Annotated in this window: 1 protein-coding gene; it reads left to right on the forward strand. The window is 66.0% G+C overall.

The features are described 5' to 3' along the window. A partial coding sequence (locus tag EDM60_RS27775) for a hypothetical protein (RefSeq protein ID WP_208715260.1) occupies nucleotides 1-485 on the forward strand: 485 nt, incomplete at both ends.

Below are 485 nucleotides of genomic sequence, written 5' to 3' on the forward strand. Positions count from 1 at the left end.
CTGGAGCCACGGGAGCAACTGGAGCTACGGGAGCCACCGGGGAGACGGGAGCCACCGGGGTTACGGGAGCTACGGGGTCAACAGGGGCCACGGGGTCAACTGGAGCAACCGGAGCTACGGGAGTAACCGGAGAGACAGGGTCAACCGGAGCCACGGGAGCAACCGGAGCCACCGGAGCCACGGGAGTAACTGGAGCTACGGGAGCAACCGGAGAGACGGGAGCAACTGGAGCCACGGGAGTAACCGGAGAGACAGGGTCAACCGGAGTTACGGGAGCAACCGGAGCCACGGGGTCAACTGGAGCCACGGGAGTAACCGGAGAAACGGGAGCAACTGGAGTTACGGGAGCAACCGGAGAGACGGGAGCAACCGGGGTTACGGGAGTAACCGGAGCCACGGGGTCAACCGGAGAGACGGGAGCCACCGGGGTTACGGGAGTAACCGGAGCCACGGGGTCAACTGGAGCTACGGGAGCCACCGGGGTT

The sequence above is a fragment of the Brevibacillus parabrevis genome (assembly GCF_003710905.1).
GTDB lineage: Bacteria > Bacillota > Bacilli > Brevibacillales > Brevibacillaceae > Brevibacillus > Brevibacillus parabrevis.